This window comes from Lentilactobacillus sp., from assembly GCF_040773105.1.
In the GTDB taxonomy this organism is placed as follows: Bacteria; Bacillota; Bacilli; order Lactobacillales; family Lactobacillaceae; genus Lentilactobacillus; species Lentilactobacillus parabuchneri.
This window is the reverse complement of record NZ_JAXGWW010000044.1, coordinates 1-13328: the sequence shown is the minus strand read 5'-3', so window position 1 is coordinate 13328 and position 13328 is coordinate 1. Positions and strand designations below refer to the sequence as shown.

Annotated in this window: 12 protein-coding genes and 2 pseudogenes; 6 read left to right on the top strand and 8 right to left on the bottom strand. The window is 43.9% G+C overall.

Annotated elements, in window-relative coordinates; translation table 11 throughout:
- Nucleotides 1-108: 108 nt before the first annotated feature.
- The 4 genes and pseudogenes from AB3112_RS03930 (at nt 109) to AB3112_RS03915 (ending at nt 3211) form a co-directional block, all read left to right on the top strand.
- Nucleotides 109-408, top strand: a complete 300-nt coding sequence (locus tag AB3112_RS03930) for a hypothetical protein (RefSeq protein ID WP_367333983.1) — start codon at nt 109-111, stop codon at nt 406-408.
- Between the two features lie 217 nt (nt 409-625).
- A complete protein-coding gene (locus AB3112_RS03925; RefSeq protein WP_367333982.1) occupies nt 626-952 on the top strand; it encodes a hypothetical protein in 327 nt (108 codons plus the stop codon).
- A gap of 12 nt (nt 953-964) precedes the next feature.
- Nucleotides 965-1090: pseudogene (locus AB3112_RS03920) on the top strand (Ig-like domain-containing protein); the annotation flags it as partial.
- Nucleotides 1067-3211 (top strand): Cna B-type domain-containing protein, encoded by a 2145-nt coding sequence (locus AB3112_RS03915; RefSeq protein ID WP_343559037.1) that lies wholly within the window; start codon nt 1067-1069, stop codon nt 3209-3211. The pseudogene AB3112_RS03920 and the gene AB3112_RS03915, both read left to right, overlap by 24 nt.
- Nucleotides 3212-3295: 84 nt before the next feature.
- On the opposite strand, the gene AB3112_RS03910 is transcribed toward AB3112_RS03915, so the two are convergent.
- The 4 genes and pseudogenes from AB3112_RS03910 to AB3112_RS03895 form a co-directional block, all read right to left on the bottom strand.
- Complete coding sequence (locus AB3112_RS03910; protein WP_367333981.1) at nt 3296-3841, bottom strand: hypothetical protein; 546 nt, start codon at nt 3839-3841, stop codon at nt 3296-3298.
- An 89-nt stretch (nt 3842-3930) separates the two neighbouring features.
- Nucleotides 3931-4356 carry a hypothetical protein gene (locus AB3112_RS03905; RefSeq protein WP_084974472.1) on the bottom strand — a complete coding sequence of 142 codons (426 nt, stop codon included), beginning with the start codon at nt 4354-4356 and terminating at the stop codon, nt 3931-3933.
- A gap of 130 nt (nt 4357-4486) precedes the next feature.
- A pseudogene (locus AB3112_RS03900) lies at nt 4487-4636 on the bottom strand (NAD(P)-dependent alcohol dehydrogenase); the annotation flags it as partial.
- A 6-nt stretch (nt 4637-4642) separates the two neighbouring features.
- Entirely contained in the window at nt 4643-5869 is a 1227-nt protein-coding gene (locus AB3112_RS03895) for a DUF389 domain-containing protein (protein ID WP_084974473.1), read from the bottom strand.
- Between the two features lie 145 nt (nt 5870-6014).
- Here AB3112_RS03895 and recQ point away from each other — a divergent pair, with 145 nt between their 5' ends.
- Nucleotides 6015-7793: a DNA helicase RecQ gene (gene recQ, locus AB3112_RS03890; RefSeq protein WP_084974475.1), complete on the top strand. Its 1779-nt coding sequence runs from the start codon at nt 6015-6017 to the stop codon at nt 7791-7793.
- Between the two features lie 71 nt (nt 7794-7864).
- Here the strand turns inward: recQ and AB3112_RS03885 are convergent, their stop codons facing one another.
- The 3 genes from AB3112_RS03885 to AB3112_RS03875 all read right to left on the bottom strand — a co-directional run bounded on the left by AB3112_RS03885 (nt 7865) and on the right by AB3112_RS03875 (nt 10568).
- Nucleotides 7865-8299, bottom strand: coding sequence for a hypothetical protein (locus AB3112_RS03885; RefSeq protein ID WP_084974477.1), 435 nt, complete (start codon nt 8297-8299; stop codon nt 7865-7867).
- 88 nt (nt 8300-8387) lie between these two features.
- On the bottom strand, nt 8388-9029 hold the full coding sequence (locus tag AB3112_RS03880) for a cadmium resistance transporter (protein WP_367333980.1): 642 nt from the start codon (nt 9027-9029) through the stop codon (nt 8388-8390).
- 165 nt (nt 9030-9194) lie between these two features.
- On the bottom strand, nt 9195-10568 hold the full coding sequence (locus AB3112_RS03875; protein ID WP_367333979.1) for a DUF5011 domain-containing protein: 1374 nt from the start codon (nt 10566-10568) through the stop codon (nt 9195-9197).
- A 233-nt stretch (nt 10569-10801) separates the two neighbouring features.
- Here AB3112_RS03875 and AB3112_RS03870 point away from each other — a divergent pair, with 233 nt between their 5' ends.
- Nucleotides 10802-12250, top strand: coding sequence for an MFS transporter (locus AB3112_RS03870; RefSeq protein ID WP_084998381.1), 1449 nt, complete (start codon nt 10802-10804; stop codon nt 12248-12250).
- Nucleotides 12251-12392: 142 nt separating this feature from the next.
- Here AB3112_RS03870 and AB3112_RS03865 read toward each other — a convergent pair whose 3' ends face one another.
- Nucleotides 12393-13226: a C40 family peptidase gene (locus AB3112_RS03865; protein ID WP_057909679.1), complete on the bottom strand. Its 834-nt coding sequence runs from the start codon at nt 13224-13226 to the stop codon at nt 12393-12395.
- Nucleotides 13227-13328: the final 102 nt, after the last annotated feature.

Below are 13328 nucleotides of genomic sequence, written 5' to 3'. Positions count from 1 at the left end.
TGAAAAGATTATCTATCACGCATCAAAAGCCGATATTCGACAGGTTTTTGTTCAAGGAAGACTGGCAAAGGGACGCATAAAGTAAAACAGACTTAAGGTGAATGGATATTGAAAACCAAAAATATGATTTTACTGGGATTTGTTGTTTGCTTGGCACTTTTGTTTTTTTCAGTTAAGCTGTTTTTGGCTGGGACGGTTCTTTTATTTGCGTGGGCCGCGTATCTTTTAATCGTCAAAAAGGATTTTACGATTTTAACGATGACCCCAAGTGATGCGGTTAAGAATCCCTCTGAACTGGATCCTCAAACTATGGCAGCATACCAGCTGAAAGCCTACAGGGCTGGGTGGATTGTCTTGGTAATCGCAGTCGGTATTCTTGTGCTTTTGACAGTTGAACTGGTGAAGTAATTTGTGAAGGGAGCAGTGGCTGAATCATCGCGAAGATGAAGCGGTCGCTGCTTTTGTGTGTCGTTTACAAATGTGTATGAATTCCCCGTGACAATTTGTACAACATACTAATCTATGTTATATTCGACGTGTAATATAATGTAATCAATTAAATAATAAGAATGATATAATAAGTACACTCTGATACACATTCCTACATAAAAAGAGGTCGACACTCATGGAAAGTCAAAGCATTCAAACAAGCTTCAAGTTGGTTTTTAAATGGTTAAGCATCATGTTTTTGATGGCTGCTTTTTTTGTTGGACTCAGTTATCAAACCCAAGCGGCTAAGGCGGCCGACATTACTGCCAGTATGTCAGGGATTTCGGCCAGCGATGCGTTATATGACGGACAGCCTGTCACATCGACAACTGTGGCCAATTGGGATAAGTCTTCGTATTACAGATTGAATTATAATTTTACAATTAAAGCGGGCACGCAAGTTAAAACTGGTGATACTGCGACTGTCAGTTTACCGACCGGAACTCATTTTCACGATCTTTAAAATTTTGATTTAAAGAGTCCTGATGGCAGCGTAGTCGGTCATTTTAGTGCTGCAGCAGGCGCCACTACTGGTACGATTACATTTACTGATTATTTCACAAAGAACAACAATGATATGGGCGGCCATCTTGAGTTTGACGTCAGCGGTGACGCGGATGGTGGCGGTACTCAAAGTGGCAATTACGTTAACAAGGCAGGCTTCCCATGGCAAGGGACTTGGAAAGACGGTAAGAATTACGACCTCGATCAAAAAGGCAATTTCCAATATGTTGAATGGGATGCCAAAATTAATCCCAATAAAAAAACGTTAACCAATGTTTCAGTCACTGATACAATGCAAAATACCACCAGTCAGCAGCTATTACCTGATACGATGGCTCTTGAATTTGATAGTACTGGTGCCGAAGTTCCAGCGAGTGATTACCAGATTACGTATTTACCGACCAGCGAATCACCAACTTCATTTACAATCAAATGGAACGGAACATTGAATCAAGCCGTCAACATCTTGTATCTGGCCAAAGTTACTGATACTGCTTACAGAACGACTGGGTCGGCGATAACTTTGAATAATAAAATTAAGATTTCTGGAACTGATAAAGGCGATGGTAGTGGTGCCGGCAGCGATATTGACGTTGCGTCCGGGGCCGCAAATGCACACGTTAATCTAGGCGGTAACGGCGGTGGTAGTGGAACTGCCTATGATTTGAACGTAACAAAAAAATGGGTTGATGTTCCAAACGGTGTTACAACGCCGGCTATTAAAGCAGAACTGTACGCAAATGGCAAATCTACCGGGAAAATTATTACTTTAGATACTGCAAATCAGTACTCAGGGACTTTTAGTGGGCTGAATGAGAAAGATAGTGATGGCAAGAAGATCACTTACACGGTAGCTGAGGTTAAAGTTCCTGACGGGTACTCGGGAACCACAACGCCGCAATCGTTTGACAAGGATAATAACGCGACTTTGACTAATAAATACAATCCTGAAACGCCTTCGACCAGAACGATTAAGGTTAACAAGGTTTGGCAGGGTGTCCCCACGGGTGTCCAAACACCAGAAGTGACAGCAACGTTATACGCAAATGGAAAGTCCACCGGCAAAACGGTCACCTTGAATCAAGCTAACCACTATTCAGATGAGTTTACCGATATTCCCGAGACCGATTCATCTGGGAAAACAATTACGTATACGGTCATTGAAACGTCAATTCCGACTGGTTATTCTTCCGATAACAAGGGTGTTGCACCCGTCGTGAACGGTACTGCTACGTTGAAGAATATTTATACGGCAAAGACGACGACCACAATCACTGTTAAAAAGAATTGGCAGGGGGTTCCAAACGGTACGACAACGCCGAGTGTGGTCGCAACGCTATACGCAAATGGAAAGTCGACCGGCAAAACGGTCACACTTAATGGATCTAACGGTTATAGGGCTGAATTTGATAATTTACCGCAGACGGATGCCGATGGTCAGGCAATTGTCTATACCGTTGTTGAGTCCGCAGTTGATGGCTATACGCCAACCGTTAATGGTCAGATTTCCCCTAAGAACGGGGTAGTCACGTTGACCAACGTCTACCAGCCAAAGAAGACGCCAATTAAAGTGAAAAAGGTTTGGCAGGATGTGCCAGCTGGTACCAGTACGCCTAGTATCACAGCTGCGTTGTATGCCAACGGGAAACCAACTGGACAGACCGTTACCTTGGATCAAAGCAACGATTACAGCGCATCGTTTGGCGACTTGCCAGAAACTGATGCCAATGGGAACGTCATTGTCTACACGGTTGTTGAGACAACAGTTCCAGATGGCTACAAGACAAGCACCAGTGGGCAACAGCCAGTCATTAACGGGATTGCCACGCTGGTCAATATTTATCAGCCAAAGACGCCGGTAACTCCAGACACACCGGACACTCCGGTTACACCAGATACGCCGGTCGTCCCAAAGGTCCCAACGACTCCGAAGACGCCGGTTAAGCCTAATAAGTCAACGACACCCAAAAAGCCGGATCGGCCAAGCGCTCCTACTAAATCGCAAACGCCGACGACCAAACAGCCCAAGGCTACCAATGACACATCATCTAATCCGACACCAAACAGTTCAACGGACAGCAGCACGCCGATGACAAGCAGCTCTGATAAGCTGCCTCAGACCGGTGATGATCAAAAACAAGAAATGATTGTCACGCTGGTTGGTGGATTGCTGATTGCGTTGATGGGAATTGGTCAGTTGATTAGACGAAAAATTTAGAATTTAATCATTTATCACAAAAAAGACAATTCTGCGCAGCACACTGGGTGCTGTGAGAATTGCCTTTTTTAAAAAATGCCATCATTATTTCCTAACGATCACTTTCATGTTTTCAGTCATCTTTCTAACGGTGCCGGCATGCTGGTGGGCGTTCAACGTATGAATGATGTGAGCTTCTGTCGTCTGATAGCGTTGAATATTATCAGCTTGGGCAGTATGGACTTCAAAGCTATAAAAAATGACATGACCCTTAGAAGAAAGTTTGAACCAATTCGGTTCCAGCATCTTTTGGTTAGCTTTAATGTTTTTTCCCGGCCAGACCAAGTAACGGGTACCGCTGGCTTTGGGGTAAATTTCAATTTGCCAACCTAATTTAAAGTCGGAAACCTCCTGCCATCGCTGAATTTTGGTGTATTTAATCGCAAAGTAAATGAAACTGCTGTACTTGAGTTTGGAATTGTGAGTAAGTTGATCGCTTGTCAGCGGGGCGGCTTTTTTGTTGCCTTGACTATTTTTCCTGGTAGGAACCGGATTTTTTGATGAGCTGGCTGAGTGAATCATCATTGAAGCGGCAACACCCAGGACGACAAGAATCGTGATGGCGCTAATGATTTTGATGATTTTACGCATGTTATATATGTCCAATCTATGAAAAAATTGGCGATTATGATATTTAAATCGCACATGTTCGTTGAGCATAACAGGAATTCGACTAATTGTTAATAGCGGACAAACGGTTTATGGCGAGTCGAAAAATATGAGTGGCCATCCAAATGCATGTACATTTGGTTATGCGAGATGCGTTTGATTGTCAGCCGATGGACTTTGTGATTGTAGCCGTCACTAAATCGGCGGGCATGCAGCGCATATGTATTGTGGTTGATGCGTCGCCATTTAATATGGGTAAACAAATCAGGCATGCCACCAAAGTAAGTGGCTTCGAGTGAATGTTTGGCAATTTTGACTTTGTTATCGTATCCGTGACGTGTGCCGCCATCACTAACGGCTGATTTTTGCTTCCAGTTACCCTGCAAAGCAGTTGGGGTACCGGAATGCCAGCTGGATGCGCTTGGGACAACTTCTTGATAACATAAAGCGACGATCAAGGCAGTCAAAAACGTTAGTAATAATTTTGTGAGCTTCATTTTAGATATTTCCTCGCATAATGTGTTTAACAAATTAATTATAGCCCAGTTGACTTCTAGGGTCTTCTTTTAAACACAAAAATGACGCCTCATTATCGAAGCGTCATTTTTATTAACTTAAATTAAATCATTATTGGCCCGGGACATAATCTTGATCGATCACCATCACAGGCTTGATAACAGAACCGTCGTTTGAAGCTTTGTTTACTTCATTGACTTGATCAAAGGTGTAGAATTTTTCAAGCTTATCAAATGGAAATTCGCCTTCCTGCCAGAAATCACTTCATCACGAGCCACTGACAAACTGGACCACTGCGCTCACTTGGTTGTCCTTAACCAGCTTATTGGCTGACTTTTCAATCGTTGACCGCTTGGTTTTACCTTTATCAGATAGTTCGATTGCAATCAGCTGCTTTGTGGCCTTTGCTTTATCAGTCACCTGACCAACGTAAATATTTGAAATGTTCTTTGGATATTTTTTGTTCAAATCACTTTGAATGGTCGTAAGCTCGCCGTCGCCCGACGAGTTAGGATTAGCCTGAACTGTATCGCCGTTATCGGACTGCTTCATATAATCTTGGAATTCTTTTGGCGTGATATAGTTGCCTTTTGTAAGTTGAGTCAATGAAAGCTGGTAGCCGTCAAGGTGATAATCTTTTAATGATTGCTTGAGCGACTTAATCTGATCATCATTTAATCGCTGGCCAATAACCGATAGCTGGATTTTCTTTCCTGAAATCGACTGTTTGGCAATGTATTGGTTGCTTAATTGGTTTTCGATAAACTGCGACAACTGGGCATTAATGTAGGAGCTGTGAACGATGGAATAAGCAGAAATTGAGCTTGGAATCACAATAATAATGGCAATAATCAAAATCAGGGCCTGCTGCTTTAATGAAACGTTTAATTTTTCACCACTGCGGATTCGAAAGAAAATTGTGCCACTGGCGGTTGCCAGAGCGATGAAAAAGGCGTTGATCAAAAATAAGTAGCCCGCTCCAATGATAAATGACGGATTGAGATGGCTAATCCCATAGCCAACCGTACAAAGTGGCGGCATTAACGCAGTGGCGATTGCAACGCCTGGGACGACGTTCCCACCGTCTTTTTTCGCTGAGCTGATGACTCCCGCAAAGCCACCGAAAAAGGCGATCAAGACATCCCAGAGCGTTGGTTCGGTTCGTGCCAGCAATTGTGCGCTGGCGGTGTTTAATGGTGAGACTAAGAAGTAAATCGTTGCCCCAACGACGCCGATGATCACCTGAATTAAAAATAATTTGGTGGCTTTTGATAATAGTTTGGGATTGCTATTCCCCAGGCCATAGCCAATTCCGACGATTGGCGCCATCAATGGTGAAATGAGCATTGCCCCAATGACGACCGGGGCCGAATCGACGTTTAATCCGATACAGGCAATAATGATGGCACAAAATAAAATTGCCTGAGTTGACCAGGTAAAGTTCAAATCTTTTTGGACATTTGTATTTAAGGTATTCGTGGAAATTTGTTGCATCACAGACACCGGCTTTCCTTGATATATTTAATTTTAGAATAGCACAAGCGGGGAATATTTGACTGTTTGAACTATGGAGGCAGACATCCGCCTATAATTTTCGTATACTATATAATGTGACTATTTCGAAAAGAGGACTGACGACATGACGCCCCAAGAACTACTGAAAACTAAATTTGGTTATGACAGCTTTCGTCCGGGCCAGCAGACCGTCATTGACGACATTTTGGCGCACAAAAACGTGTTGACCATCATGCCGACCGGTGGCGGGAAATCGTTGTGTTACCAGATTCCTGCCATGCTTGAAGACGGCTTAACACTCGTCGTCTCTCCACTGATTGCCTTGATGAAAGACCAGGTGGACGCGTTAAATGAGTCCGGGATTCCAGCGACGTTCATTAACAGCAGTTTAGACTTCAGTGAAATTGATGATCGATTTGCCCAAGCGCAAAACGGTGACGTCAAGCTGCTTTACGTATCACCGGAGCGGTTGGACTCGGGGGCCTTTAATCAATTGGCACGACTGCCCATTGACTTGGTTGCCGTCGACGAAGCACACTGTATTTCACAGTGGGGCCATGATTTTCGCCCAAGCTATTTGGCATTAACCGAACGGCTGCATGAACTGCCGACCAAGCCGACAATTGTTGCTTTGACGGCGACGGCAACTCCACAAGTGGCTGATGACATCAAACAGCGCCTGCATATCTCAGAAGAGGTTAAGACGGGCTTTGAACGGGATAATTTAGCTTTCAAGGTGGTTCGAAATCAGGATAGTGATAAGTATCTACTGGACTATTTAAAGTTAAATGCCGGTGAGTCCGGTATCATCTATGCCAGCACCCGCAAGGAAGTCGAGCGGGTCTCCAAGATGCTCAAAAAACACAAGTTTTCAGTGACTATGTATCATGGTGGTATGAGCAAGGATCAGCGGCGGAAGAATCAAGATGACTTTCTGTACGACCGTGCACTGGTGATGGTTGCGACCAACGCCTTTGGAATGGGGATCGATAAGAGTAACGTGCGCTTTGTGATTCACGACTCCGTTCCAGGAAGCTTGGAGGAATACTACCAGGAAGCCGGCAGGGCGGGACGAGATGGCCTGCCCAGTGAGGCGATTTTGCTGTTCAAATTAAGGGATGTTCAAACTCAGCATTTCTTCATCGATCAATCTGAACGAGACGAGCAAAGTAAGCAGCGCGCTTACCAAAAGCTGCAAATGATGACGCAGTACGCCAATACACAGCAGTGCCTGCAACAATTTATACTCGACTACTTTGGCGAAAAAGAGGGGAAAACGTGCGGTCGTTGCAGTAATTGCCTTGATACCCGTGACTCTCAGGATATTACTGTTGACACCCAAAAGGTCCTGTCGTGTGTTTTACGGATGAAGGGACGCTATGGCAAGAGTCTCGTTTCCCAAGTGTTGACGGGCTCTAAAGTCCAGAAAATCCGTGATTTTCACTTTGACCAACTATCAACTTATGGCATCATGAAGGGCCAATCCCAAAAAGAGGTCATGGGGTTGATTGATTACTTGACCGCGGCGGGGTATTTGACTGCCAGTGGCGGCCAGTACCCAGTGCTGAAAGTCACTTCCTTGGGTGGCGCAGTGCTGCAGGGATCCGAAAGCGTGTCTCGAAAGGTCTCGGACAAGGCGACCAAGACGTTGGCTGAAGACGATGAGTTGTTTGAGCAACTGCGGCAATTACGCCGTGAATTGGCTGAGAAGCAGGGCGTGCCGCCGTTTGTGATTTTCTCTGACAAGACGCTTCACGAAATGAGCGCCGTCATGCCAGCCAATGAGTCTCAGATGCTTGATGTTAAAGGCGTCGGCGAAAGCAAGTTGGCGAAGTATGGCGACCAGTTCCTGGACGTTATTTTAAATTATCAATCAGAAGCCAAGACTGGGGTTCAAGCGTAACTAAAGTGTATATCAAAAGAGGTTCCTCAATACCACAGATGGGTATTGGAGAACCTCTTTTCGCTTCATTATTAACTTTGACTAAATGAATAATCGTGATGGTATTTTGCTTTGGTTAGCACAATCACATACCCGGATGGCGTGTACTGAAAGAGTGCTTTACGGTAGTGACCGGCGATTTTTTTCTTGGCAATTTTGAAGCTGCCAGGATTTTCGTAATCATGGGTGAAACGATTAAATGTGTATTTTCCATGCTTTTTTTGCACATAGAGCCTTTTGTATCCCTTTTGACCTGGCGTCAGTGATGTTGTGCCGTCAATCCCTTTGTAGGTGAACCTGTGGGTTGTCAGCTTGAGCATATTGAATGATTTGCCGTTATAACGATACCAGGTTCCCCGCATGGCCTTTGGAATTGTTGTATGTGATGATGCGCTGGTGGCAACTGGTGCTATAGCGCCACTTAGTAAGATGGTCATTAATCCAAGTGCAATCTTTGAATATTTCATATGATCCCCCTTAATTTCCCCGTAATGATAGGCATCAAAAATATACCTATATATTTATATATACATCAAGTTGCTTAAATAGGCAAATTTATCCCAGAACGCCACTTTCTAACAGGACGTAAATGCCGATGGCGATAAAGAGTATCGGGATGAGGATCTGTTTGTAGCGTTCTAGTTTGTCTTTGATTAAGGGTAAATTTGCAATTTGATAGCCAAGGTAGCACCACAGGCCAGTCATCAAGGTGAACACAATGACGGTAACGGCTAATTCGAGAACTGAGTATTCCGTAAATAAGGGGATGTAGACGGTGAGGTTTCCGGCGCCGTTTGAAATGGTGACGAGGCAGACGGCCATCATTTCTGGTTTGAATAGCTTGTGTAGTAGGGAAGACGGCTTTTCTGCTTGAATGTCGCGTTTGAGTTTTGCCTTTACTTTTTGTTCCTCATGAGCGGCGTCTGTTTGATAGCGATACTGGAACCACTTTCGGATGCCGAGGATGATCGGAATGACACCCAGCCAGCCAACTTGGTCGGTCGGTAAAAAACTTAGCCCATATGCGGCGAACACACTGATCAATACCAAAAATTCGAAGCCAATCAATTGCCCCAATACAATATCTTGTCGCCGCAGTGACCCATTAACTTGCGAAAACCAGACAGCTAACACAAAGGTGTCATCAATGTTGGTACCGATAAACGAAAAGATGCTGGTGATAATTGTCGCAAGCATGTGGCCCGCCTCCCCTAAACGCTTTCATTGTCCTTAGTATAACTGATTTAATAGGGGGTTGCTAAACAAGTAGGTAATTGGGGGCGTTATGACTGTTTTTGACAAATAAACAAGCATCTCCTAATCAGCAGATTTCTGCAGGTGGGAGATGCTTAGTTAAAGTTTTTAATTTGGTTGAACAGTGACTGGAACCGTCCTAATTTTATCAGGATAATCATTCATGTAATATTTAACCTCATAAGTTCCAGGCTTGCTAGTATCGACTGTATTTTCAATGATGGTGAAGAATTGTGGATATCTGTCTCGACTTACAAAGTAACCTTGATAAACAAAGTCGCTTAGAAGTACCCATGGTGTAAAGTTATCACCAACATGAAGATAGTAGTTCGCAGCTCTACTGACCGTTGTTTGTCTGTCTTCCCATGTTAAAACAATCTCAGCTACATTTTTTTGTTTATCATAATTGACACGAATGCTAACCTGGTACTCTCCCCACTCATCATCCAACCGTATAAATACTTGACCGTTTCCGAGTGAATCCAAATCAGCAGAAGTTAATTCCTTTTTATCCTTAATTTGGTCAATTGCTTTAGCAAATTGTCGTTGATAATCTTTTTGGATCCCAGAGGAAACTGTTGAAGTTTCCTCTGTCCAATCTGCATCGTTTCCAGTCGTGGCTTTGGTGTATTTTCCACTTGGATCAAAACGATACGTCAAGTAATTAATTGTCAGTTTATTTTCTGCTGGGACCGTGACAGTTTTTGTTGGACCAGGTACTGTAACCGTTTGAGTAACCGTTTCTTTTGGACCTGGGACATTGACGGTATTTGTAATCACTTTTTCAGGGCCCTCAACAGCATTTTTATTAATCCATCCGTTAAATTCAGGGTGGTCCGTATCTTCAACATAGTAGTAGGTTTGGAAGTACTGCCGGGTCATCTGTTTTGCAGCAGTGACCTTCAACTTATCATTGGCATACGGAGTTGAGTCCTTCGTCTTTAATCCGGCTTTGTATTGGGTCCACGGAATGGCTTTCCAAGTGTTGACGTCACCCGATGTACCGGTGCTTTTTAAATGATAAGTTGTGTTCTTAACGTCCTCAGAAAGAGAGACGTCCGTTGTGGTGTCCGTGTGTCTGATACCGCCGTTAAAATAATTTTTGATCTTGCCACCATAAATCCAACCTCGATATTTACCCTCAAATGACACAATCTTATAATAAACACGTTGATTGTTAGTCGTTGCCATCCGATAAGCATAGAAGGTATTTTTTGATCGAACTGATTTCGCAAGCTTTTGAAGCTGCCGCTTGGTTGTTACCGGCTTCGCCCCCTTCAATGACTGAGCTTTTGTATAGATCTGATGTTTCCCGGTTAAAGTAACGTTTCGGTCATCCGAATTTACTTTTGCCATTGAGACATTGCTTGTAATTTTATTCGATTTTGCAAATGTCTGTGTCTGACCGACTGCGATTAATCCCCCAAACATAAAGCTGGCTGTGACGAACATTTTTATCAAGTTTGTTTTGCTTACAGTCATTATTATAACCCCCTAGTACTAGATACCATTCCGACTTCGTAATTATCATACATGAGGATTTTTCATTCGTCAATTAGATTGATTGAGTCCAACAAGTGCTTGAACTTCAAAATACCGGGAGTTAATGATTGTACAGTGAGCAAGCTATAAACTAAATAACCAAAAGTCGCCATTGCCATTTTTTCTCCGATTTAGTGTTATAAATAAATGTGAAGGCTTAGAGGAGGGGTACTATGGCTGACGAGGTGACGAGTCGCGGGAAGAATTACTCGATTATCGCAGTTTTAGGGATGTTTTCATTTTTGACTGCGCTCTCCGGATCGAGCACCAACCTGGCGATTCCAAAAATTGCAATTGATATGGATATTTCGAGTAGTATGGCCACTTGGATTGTTCAAATTGGGTTGATTACCACGGCGATTCTGCTGGTGATGTTTGGACATATGGGCGATATCTTATCTAAAAATGTGGTGTTCCTAGCAGGTGGGATCGGCTTTTTGATCGGGTCCGCAATTACCGGGTTTGCGCCGAACTACGCGATTATTTTATTTGGTCGGGTGATTCAAGCAATTGGCTCGGCGATGATTATGGCCAACTCGATGGGAATTGTGACCCAATATTTCCCCGATAAACGGCGTGCCGAGGCACTCGCGGTTATTTCGATGTTCATTTCCGTCGGTTCCATTTCCGGTCCAGGGATTGGTGGTCTGATTATTTCAGCTTCCAGTTGGCGTTGGATCTACTGGATTAACATTCCGTTGGGACTCATCATTTTATGGCTGGGATTCAAGTTTCTCCCCGTTCCCAAAGAGTCCTGGGCCCGCGTCCGTGAAGTGATGAAGGGCGCCAATTGGACCGGCCAAAATCTGTTTACCATCGGGATAATTATTTTCTTCTTGAGCGGGACGTTTTTTCAAAGTGGCCGTTCAAAGTTCTTGATTGGCTTGGCATTCCTTATTGTTGGCGGCTTGATTTCTCTGGGCGCATTCTTTCAAGATAATAAATCAAATTTGCCGTGGATTGCGCCTGAAGTCGTTACCAATCTGGGCTTCATGACGTCCATTACGGCGCTGGCACTGGTGATGCTGGTCAACTCGGTTTCCAATATTTTACTGCCATTTTATTTTCAAAGTTATAACGGGATGAGCGCGTTTTACAGTGGACTCATTATCATGCTGCAGTCGGTAACGATGCTGTGCACAACACCATTTGCCGGCTATTTGGCCGATCGAATCAATCGTGAATTGATGACCCTTGTTGGCCTATTGATTTTGATGATTTCTCAGGTCGGTTACGCCTTTTTCCCTGACAACCTGGACATGTGGCGGATTATTCCACCGATTATTTTAAACGGAATTGGCATGGCTATCTTCTTGTCACCGAATAATGCGTTGACCATGGGACTGGTTGATAAACGACTATCCGGGATTGCCGGTTCTTTGAACTCGTTTGCCCGGACTTTGGGAATGACGATTGGGATTAGCTTTGGCTCGTCGTTATTATTCTTCCAGCTTCCCGGCATTGTGCGGGTTACGAAGGCAGTCGGGCTGCCATTTATTCACGCATTCGCAAATGTTTTCTGGACGGCGACGGTCATCTCTGCAGTTGCCCTGTTACTGGTGCTGGTAAGATTTATTTATTCTCAACGTCATTCAAAGGCTGTGGTTAAAAAAACGGCGTAATATAAGTGACTGCGGTGGTTGATGATACTCGTTTTAATTAAAAGTTTGCAACAAAAAAGCGTTCATTGATAAAGTGACTCAATCAATGAACGCTTTATTATATTATTGAAATCGTAACAGGCTGGTCGGTTCTCGGGAAGGACTACACGATTCTTCTCACCACGCCATTTGTCTCATGCCGCCAACTTGGGGCGTTGAGTGTTGAAATGCCGACACCACCCGTATCGGATTGGTTATGGTCATGTAGGAATAGATGATTACCGAGATAAATGGCGACGTGGGAATTAACCTGACCACGTGAATTAGTGAAAAAGAAGAGGTCACCGCGCTTCATATTCTGAAATTTAACGGGTTTTCCCATGGTTACCAATGTGTAGGTGGTCACACTATCCAGATTTCCTAAGGTGATGCCGGCCTTTGAATAACAGTACCTGACAAACGACGAGCAGTCGAATTTATGGTGCCGGATGTCACTGAGGGTTCGGCCACCACCGTATGAATACTGGGAATGCCCAACTAACTTAAGGCCGGCGGAAAGGGCAGCTTCGACCTTTGGATTACGACCACGAAGCTGATTTAAATTCCGAAAGCTGACATTTTGGGCGCTGATCCAGTATTGACGATGGTTTTGTGAAAATGCAATGTAGCCGGCTGCTTTTTGGCCATTCAGATCCTTTCGGACGGTTCCAACAATTTTGTCGTTGAGATGATTTTCCTGAACGGTTCCCAGAAGCTTTGCACCCTTTGTGCCTGCTGGCGCAGAATATAGTTTTGCTTTTGAATTCCTGATGGTGAGGTCGTAAGGATACCGATACGTTTCGAATACCTTGTTGGGTGCGATGGCCTGCTTCACCTTAACGATTGGCGTTGGAGTGGTATCCGGGCTGAACGTTGCTTTGAAAAAGCCAAGCCCAATCAAGACTACTAACAATGTACCACCTAAAAATCCCCATAATTTGCGATGTCGTTTTAACATGATTATCCCCCGTATCGAAATGCATTTATTAATTACATTATAGGCATACCTGGGTGCTGAAAAATATTGATACCAAGTTCTTATAGTTTCCTTAGCAATTCT